We start from the raw sequence: 8,329 nt of genomic DNA on the forward strand, positions 1-8,329 counted from the left end.
TTCTTTCGGCTTATAAGCGCAATACCCCGGCCGCGGGCCGATCTTCGGGTGGTTGCGGCAGGTGTCCGGGCGCTTGTCATAAATGGTGCACAGGCGGGTTTTACGATCCAGGTAATAGCAGTCGTTGTTGCTCATGCGCTGGAGGGTGAAGATTCCCGACTTCTGATTGAAGCGCTCGACCAGACCTTCCTTTTGCAGGCGCTTGGCGATGTTCTTTGGCGGATCGCCCAGTTCGAACTCGTCGACCACACCGATGCGCACCAGATCCTTGATCTTCACTTCGACGGGCAGCGTGCAGCAGCTGGACATGCACGAGCCGCACATCGGTGCCGAATATTTGGCCCACGTATCGAGACGATCAATCTCGGCGGCGGCGATCAGGTTGGGCTTCATCATCGGGAGTTACCAGGCGTGTATGCATCAGGGCGCGCGATCATACCGGGAGCGGTGGAATTTTGAACAACCTTTCGCCGGATATTTTCGCAGCGGCCGCATTTTGCCCGACAGGACGGCACGGCCCCTGCATTCATTGGCTCATCCGCCAGGGTTATGTCGCACTGGCGCACAGTCCGCGCAAATACTGCCGAACCAGAGCCGTTAGCGCCGGTCAGACCGTCTAGGCTCAGAAAATTCCCGCTCGCTCGAGGTCCTGTTGATGACTCAAGAACCACTAGTTCGCGAAGCAGAGGTGGCCGCATTCCGCGACGCCGTCCTGACCAAACTCACCTACGCCGTGGGCAAAGACCCCGATCACGCCTTCGACCATGACTGGTTCGAAGCCATCGCCCTGGCTGCGCGTGATCACATGGTCGAACACTGGATGGACCACACCCGACAGATCTATCGCAAAGGCCAGAAGCGGGTTTATTACCTCTCGCTGGAATTTCTCATCGGCCGTTTGCTCTACGACAGCCTGAGCAACCTCGGCCTGCTCGACGTCGCCCGTGAAGCGCTGACCGAACTGGGCGTCGATCTGGAACGCATTCGTCTGCTGGAGCCCGACGCGGCGCTCGGCAACGGCGGCCTCGGTCGTCTCGCGGCGTGCTTCATGGAGAGCATGTCGACCCTCGGCATCGCCGGCCATGGCTATGGCATTCGTTATGAACACGGCTTGTTCCGTCAGGCGATCGTCGATGGCTGGCAACAGGAGCAGACCGAACACTGGCTGGATTTCGGCAACCCTTGGGAATTCGAACGGCCGGAAGTGGCGTACCCGATCGGCTTCGGCGGCAGCGTCGAAACCGTCACCGATGCCTCCGGCAAGACTCGTCAGGTCTGGTCGCCGGCGGAAACCGTGCGCGCAATTGCTTATGACACGCCGGTGGTCGGCTGGCGCGGAGCGAGCGTCAACACTCTGCGCCTGTGGCGTGCCCGCGCCATGGAAGACCTGCACCTGGAACGCTTCAACGCCGGTGACCACTTGGGCGCCGTGGCGGAAGTGGCCCGCGCTGAAAGTATCTCCCGCGTCCTTTATCCCGCCGACAGCACCGAAGCCGGGCAAGAACTGCGCCTGCGTCAGGAATACTTCTTTGTCGCCGCTTCGCTGCAGGATCTGCTGCGCCGTCACCGCAACATGCACACCTCGGTGCTGACCCTCGGTGATCACGCGGCGATCCAGCTCAATGACACTCACCCGTCAATCGCCGTGGCCGAACTGATGCGCCAACTGGTCGACGTCTACGACGTCGCGTGGGACGCAGCATGGCAAGTCACCGTCGACACGCTGTCGTACACCAACCACACGCTGCTGCCGGAAGCGCTGGAAACCTGGCCGGTCGGGCTGATGGAACGCATGCTGCCACGGCACATGCAGATCATTTACCTGATCAACGCGCAGCACATCGATTCGCTGCGGGCCAAGGGCATTCATGACTTCGACGTGTTGCGCGCGGTGTCGCTGATCGAAGAAGACAACGGCCGCCGGGTGCGCATGGGCAACCTCGCGTTCCTCGGTTCGCACAGCGTCAACGGCGTGTCCGGTCTGCATACGCAGCTGATGCGCAAAACCGTATTCGCCGAACTGCACAAGCTCTACCCTGAGCGGATCAACAACAAAACCAACGGCATCACCTTCCGCCGCTGGCTGTATCAGGCCAACCCGGAACTGACTTCGATGCTGGTCGATGCCCTCGGCCCGGACCTGCTCGATCATCCTGAAGAGCGCCTGCTCGAACTCGAGCCGTTCGCCGAGAAAACCGCGTTCCGCAAAGCCTTCGCCGAGCAGCGTTTGCACAGCAAGAAGGCGCTGGCCTATCTGATTCACGAGCGCCTGGGGATCGCGGTCAACCCGGCGGCGATGTTCGACGTGCAGGTCAAACGTATCCACGAATACAAGCGTCAGTTGCTCAACCTGATGCACACCGTGGCGTTGTATCAGGCGATTCGTGCCGAGCCGGAAGTCGACTGGGTGCCACGGGTGAAGATCTTCGCCGGTAAAGCGGCGGCGAGTTACCACCAGGCCAAGCTGATCATCAAGCTGACCAATGACATCGCTCGGGTGGTGAACAACGATCCGACCGTGCGTGGCCTGCTGAAAGTGGTGTTCCTGCCCAACTACAACGTCAGCCTGGCCGAGAGCATCATCCCGGCGGCGGACTTGTCCGAGCAGATTTCCACCGCCGGTTTCGAGGCGTCGGGCACCAGTAACATGAAGTTCGGCCTCAACGGCGCGCTGACCATCGGCACCCTCGACGGTGCCAACGTGGAAATGTGCGAGCGCATCGGTGCCGAGCACATGTTCATCTTCGGTCTCAGCGCGCAACAGGTTGAGGCGCGCAAGCAGAACCACGAGTTCAGCGCCGTACCCGACATCGCCGCCTCCCATCGTTTGAACGATGTGCTGCAAGCGATTCGCAGCGGTGTGTTCTCGCCGGACGATACCTCTCGTTACACCGGCCTGATCGACTCGTTGATCGACTATGACCGCTTCCTGGTCTGCGCCGATTTCGACTCCTACTGGGAAGCGCAGAAACGTGTCGATGCGCACTGGCATGACTCGCAGAACTGGTGGCGTTCGGCGGTGCTCAACACCTCGCGGATGGGCTGGTTCTCTTCCGACCGGACGATTCGCGAGTACGCCACGGATATCTGGAAAGCGCTGGAGTAACTTTCCCCGACAAATCTGCGCAAGGCCCAACGTTTGTTGGGCCGGATCGATATACTGAGCGCCGGTTAAAAGGCATCAATCACCGCCGTACCCTGTGGGAGCGAGCCTGCTCGCGAAGCGATCGTCGACTTAAACAGAAATGTTGGCTGACAATCCGCCTTCGCGAGCAGGCTGGCTCCCACACGGTTTGTGCCTAGACTGAAGCCATCGCCGGACTCGCCCCGCCCCGGGGCTGCTTAGGGATATCGACCATGCAATGGATGTTCATGTTGATCGGGCTGGTGCTCGGTGGACTGCTCGACGAGTCGTTGAGTGGCGCGCTGTTGGGTGCGCTGCTGGGGCTGGTCATCGGCCAGGCGCTGCGCATCGCGCGCCTTGGCTCGCAGGCGGCGGAGCAACAGCGTCAACTTGAGCAGGTGCGCGAAGCCTTGCAAGGCGTGGCTCAGCGGCTGTTTGTGCTGGAGGGTTCGCCCTCGCATGCGCCCGCGCCGCCACCTGAAGCCGAGCCAGTCGCCGCACCCGTCGACGTGGCTGAGCAGGCTGCCCCGACCCCTGAACTGATCTGGGAACTGCCCCCCGAAGTCGAACCGATCTCCACCGTCGCCCGCGAAACCAGCCAGCCGTTGCCGGCGGATGTCTGGCGCGCCGAACCGGCTCCTGCGGCACCGCCACAAAAAACCGCCGAACCCCGTGGCCCGAACCTGATCGAACGCGGCATCAGCGCTGCGCGCAACTGGCTGTTTGGCGGCAATACAGTGCTGCGCGTCGGTGTGGTGCTGCTGTTTTTCGGTCTGGCATTTTTACTGCGTTACGCCACCGAAGGCATGGTGGTGCCGATCGAGTTGCGTTACGCCGGCGTCGCGGCAGCGGCGTTGGCTCTGCTTGCGCTGGGCTGGTGGTTGCGCCGACGCAACAGCAACTATGCATTGATGCTGCAAGGCACCGGGATCGCGGTGTTGTACCTGACGGTGTTTGCGGCGATGCGTCTGCATCCGTTGCTTGATCCGTCCGCTGCACTCGGTTTGCTGGTCGCGGTGACGGTGTTCTCGGCCATTCTGGCGATTACCCAGGACGCGCTGGGGTTGGCCGCAGCGGCGGCACTCGGTGGTTTCGCCGCGCCTATTCTGACTTCTACCGGCGAAGGCAATCACGTCGCACTGTTCAGCTATTTCGCTCTCCTCAACGCGGGCATTCTTGCTATCGCCTGGTTCAAGGCCTGGCGGCTGCTCAACCTGATCGGTTTCGTCGGTACCTTCGGTATCGGATTCGCCTGGGGCCTGCGTTCCTACACGCCGGAATTGCTGTGGAGCACCGAGCCGTTCCTGATTTTGTTTTTCCTCATGTACCTCGCCATCGGCCTGCTCTTCGCCCGGCGCAAATTGCGCGACCTGCAGGATGCTCCGGCGGAGGCTGATCGCGAGGCGCTGCTGCAATGGTCTGCACGCAAGGGTGATTATGTCGACGGCACCCTGCTGTTCGGCCCGCCGATCATTGGCTTCGGTTTGCAGTTTGCGTTGGTCCAGCACCTCGAATTCGCGGCGGCGTTCAGTGCGTTGGCGCTGGGCATGATCTATATGGCGCTGGCCAAAGTTTTGATGGGCGGGCGCGCGATGCTGCTGGGCGAAACCTGCCTGGCGCTGGGAGTGATTTTCGCCAGCCTGGCGATTCCGCTGGGGCTCGATGCGCGCTGGACTTCTGCGGCGTGGGCCGTGGAAGGCGCGGGAATTTTCTGGCTTGGCTTGCGTCAGCATCGACCGTTTGCCCGGGCCTTTGCCTTACTGCTGCAACTGGGTTCGGCACTGGCGTTTCTCAGCCAGTTGCAGCCCGGCGAGAGCAGCCTGCTCGACGGCGCACCGCTGGGCGCGCTGATGCTTGGCGCCGCGCTGCTGTTCAGTTTCTTCCAACTGCGCAAGGCTACGCCCGAGCAAACATTGCCGTGGGAAAGGCAAGGCCTGCCAGTGCTGGCGTGTCTGGGCCTGACGTTCCTGTATCTGCTGGCGCCGTTGTTCCTGTTCATCCAGGGCACGGCGATCAGTTGGGCCTTGGCCGGGTTGGCGACCTTGTTTGTTGGCTTGCGAATTCAATCGCGCACATTTCTGTTTACCGCGTTCGCCGTGCAGTTGCTGGGCGGCGCGTTATTTCTGTTGCGCCTGCAAACGGCCGGCGAAGATTCGACGGCGGTGTTCAGCGCTGGCTGGAGCGGTTTGCTCAGTGCATCGCTGATCGGTCTGGCCTTGATTGGCGGCATGCTGCTGGCGGCGCGGGACGAGATGGTGCGCGGCGATGTGCGCCTGCTGCGTGGCTTGTCGGTGGTGCTGCTGGCCGGGCTGGTACTGATCAATCTGGCGGTGCTGTTCGTGCTGCCGTGGCAAACCGCGAGCGCGGTGTGGGCGGCCAGCGGTTTGCTGATCATCTGGCTGAGCCTGTACCTGCAACAGCGTCTGAGTTTCGTTTTCGGGCTGCTGTTGCAGGTGGTCGGCGGCGCAGCGTTTCTGCTCGCCGGGCCTGAATGGCTCGGGCCGTTGTCTAGCGAAGGATTGAGCCCTTTGGCCCATGGCGGCTTCTGGACACCGCTGGTGCTGGGGCTGGCCGCGCTGATCGGTGCATGGCGCTTGCAACTGGGCAACCATGCCACGGCTTTTGATGCCTTGAGTTTGCGGCGCTTGTCGCAAGTGCTACTGGTCTGGGGCGCCGGTTGGTGGACGCTGGCGTGGGTCAGCGAAATCCTGCGTTTCGCCTCGCCGAATCTGCAAGGCACATTGTTGCTGCTGGTCGCTGCGATCAGTGTGGCGCTGTGGACGCTGTTGTCACTGCGCTTGAAATGGCCGGCGCTGGGGTTGCTCTGCACCTTGCTGATTCCGGCGGCGGCGCTGGTTTTGCTCGGCGCTTGGCATTCGCGCTACCACCCGGCCGCCGACTTCGGCTGGCTGGCGTGGCCGGCGCTGTTCGTGGTGCACTTCTTCAGCCTGCGCCGCTTGGGGTCCATGTTGCCGGCGCGCGCATTGAGCGTGGCCCATGTGCTCGGTTGCTGGCTGCTGATTGGCGTGCTGGCGCTGGAGTTGCGTTACGGCCTGCTGCTGTTGTCCGAGCAATACAATGCCTGGCGCTGGTTGGGTTGGGCAATTCTGCCGAGCCTCTATCTGTTGCTGATGGCTGCTCCCCGAACGTGGCCGTGGCCGGTGGCCGCGTTTGCCCGCGAGTACCGCTTGTATGCGGCGGCACCGCTGGCGGTGCTGATGCTGGCGTGGGTCTGGCTGGCCAATGGCGTCAGCGATGGCAATGCCGAACCGTTGCCTTACGTGCCGCTGCTCAACCCATTGGAGCTGGGGCTGCTGTTTGCGCTGTTCGGCGTTTATGTCTGGTCGCGCAGCGCCGTTGCGCAGTTGTCGATCCGTCAGGATCATGCCGACCACGCCACGCAACTGATCGCCGGGGTTTCGCTGTTCGCCTTCTGCACCGCGCTGGTCACCCGCGCGGCGCATCACTGGGCCGGCATCCCGTTCGAGCTTGATCAACTGCTCGCGTCGATGCTGGTGCAGGCCGGCCTGTCGATCGTCTGGACGTTGATGGCGCTGGGGCTGATGATCGGCGGCCATCTGCGCCATCGCCGCGAAGTGTGGCTGATCGGCGCGGCGCTGATTGCGCTGGTGGTGGCCAAACTGATTTTTGTCGAACTGAGCAACCGTGGCGGTCTCGCCCGGATCGTCTCGTTTATCGGTGTCGGCGTATTGCTGCTGGTGGTGGGCTACTTCGCGCCGCTGCCACCCAAGCGCGTCGAGGCTGAACCGGCGGCGGACAAACCCGCGCCGGATACTGAAGGAGTTGCATCTTGAGTCGCATGCTGAATCTGGGGTGGTTGGCGCTGGGCGTGGTGATGGTCGCTGGCGCTCAGGAAAAACCGGCGGACTTCGCCACGCAAGTGCCGTTGACGGTGAGCGGCAATGGCCCGTGGTATCGCCTCGACCTGCCGCTGAGCGCGCAATTGCAGGCGCGCCAGACCGATCTCAGCGACCTGCGTGTGTTCAACGCCGCCGGCGAAGCGCAGGCCTACGCCTTGGCTCGCGAGTCGGCGCAGACCCGCGACGACGGCAAGCTGCATGAGGTCAAGTGGTTCCCGCTGTACAACGCTGCCGACGCCAGCGAGCGTGCGCCGAATGTGCGCGTGCAGTCGACCACCAACGGCACCTTGGTCGAAGTGCAACCGTCCACGCAACTGGAGGCGGGCGAAGAAGTGCTGCGCGGCTGGCTGCTCGATGCCAGTGCGATCAAGGCACCGTTGCAGCAGTTGATCCTCGACTGGACCAGCGAGCGCGACGGTTTCCAGCGTTTCAGCATCGAGGCCAGCGACGATCTGCAGCACTGGCAGTCATGGGGCGAGGGCCAAGTGGCACGGCTGACCTTTTCCGATGAGCGCATCGAACAGCACGAAGTGACCCTGCCGGGGCGGACCGCGCGCTATGTGCGCCTGTTGTGGGAGTCGCCGGGTTCGGCGCCCGTCCTGACGTCGGCGCAATTGAAAAGCAGCGACCCGCGCAACCTGCCGCTGCCTTTGGTGTGGTCGCCCAGCGTGGCCGGCAGCAGCAAATCCGGGGAATACATCTGGCAGTTGCCGATGGGGCTGAATGTCGAGCGGGTGCAGGTTGAGCTGAAACAGCCGAACAGTCTCGCGCCGGTGACGTTGGCCGGCCGGAGGGAGAGCAACTTGCCGTGGCAGACGCTGAGCAGCGGTTTGCTGTATCGCCTGAGCCAGAACAATCAGGACGTGGTGCAGAACGAAATCCCGCTGTCCGGGCAGACCGTGCAGCAACTCAAGCTGACCGTGGATGAGCGTGGCGGCGGTCTGGGTGAGCAGGCGCCGGACCTGAAATATGCGGTGCGCGCCACGCAGGTGATCTTCCTCGCCCGGGGCGAAGGGCCGTACAGCCTGGCCTTGGGCAATGCCACCGTGAAAACGGCGAACCTGCCACTGGCAACGTTGATTCCGGACTTCAAGCCAGAAAAGCTGGCGAGCCTGGGCAAGGCGACGGTGCAGGACGAAGCAGTGGCCACGCAAACCTCAACGGCGACGACGGCTGCGGTGGCCGGGACCAATTGGAAGAAGTTCGGGCTGTGGGCGGTGTTGCTGCTCAGTGTGGTGTTTCTCGGGGCGATGGCGTTCAGCCTGTTGCGCAAGCCGCCTGCCAATACCTGAGCATGGCGGCGCTGCGCGCCAATCGCTGGCAA

General features: G+C 62.9%; 4 protein-coding genes. 3 read left to right on the forward strand and 1 reads right to left on the reverse strand.

Annotated elements, in window-relative coordinates; genetic code table 11:
• Positions 1–396: YkgJ family cysteine cluster protein (locus F8N49_RS22245; RefSeq protein ID WP_151552610.1), on the reverse strand; the 396-nt coding region annotated here is incomplete at its 3' end.
• A 259-nt stretch (positions 397–655) separates the two neighbouring features.
• On the opposite strand from F8N49_RS22245, the gene F8N49_RS22250 reads away from it, so the two are divergent.
• From F8N49_RS22250 to F8N49_RS22260, 3 genes are all read left to right on the forward strand, one after another.
• A complete protein-coding gene (locus tag F8N49_RS22250; RefSeq protein WP_016772100.1) occupies positions 656–3,106 on the forward strand; it encodes a glycogen/starch/alpha-glucan phosphorylase in 2,451 nt (816 codons plus the stop codon).
• Positions 3,107–3,357: 251 nt separating this feature from the next.
• A complete protein-coding gene (locus F8N49_RS22255) occupies positions 3,358–6,939 on the forward strand; it encodes a DUF2339 domain-containing protein (RefSeq protein WP_151552612.1) in 3,582 nt (1,193 codons plus the stop codon).
• Entirely contained in the window at positions 6,936–8,297 is a 1,362-nt protein-coding gene (locus tag F8N49_RS22260) for a DUF3999 domain-containing protein (RefSeq protein ID WP_151552615.1), read from the forward strand. The genes F8N49_RS22255 and F8N49_RS22260 overlap by 4 nt, the downstream gene beginning before the upstream one ends.
• Positions 8,298–8,329: the final 32 nt, after the last annotated feature.

The sequence above is a fragment of the Pseudomonas sp. GXM4 genome (assembly GCF_008923895.1).
Taxonomy (GTDB): domain Bacteria; phylum Pseudomonadota; class Gammaproteobacteria; order Pseudomonadales; family Pseudomonadaceae; genus Aquipseudomonas; species Aquipseudomonas atacamensis.